The following is a 264-nucleotide window of genomic DNA, read 5'->3' as shown; positions in this document are numbered from 1 at the left end:
AGCTAAATCGATCGGTGCAAAAATCTTTGAGCATTCGATAGCACTATCTATTGAGTACGGCCGAAATAGTGGGAAAGTTATTACAGAAAAAGGTACTGTTACAGCGAAAGACATTATTGTGGCTACAGATGGTTACTCCGGACAAATTATGGCTGAATTGAATAAAGGCGTACTGCCAATTTCGGCACGTATTATTGGTACTGAACAGCTGCCAGACTCACTAGTGAATAGCGTCATTCCTAAAGATCGCATGGTTTTTGATAC

The 264-nt window shown here is 40.5% G+C and carries 1 pseudogene; it reads left to right on the top strand.

What is annotated here, in order from left to right:
- Positions 1 to 264 (top strand): annotated as a pseudogene (locus tag AC0IXC_RS29205) (NAD(P)/FAD-dependent oxidoreductase); the annotation flags it as partial.

This window comes from Bacillus sp. AC266, assembly GCF_979253805.1.
Note: the sequence above shows the minus strand (reverse complement) of the source record. Positions and strands in the feature narration are given on the sequence as shown.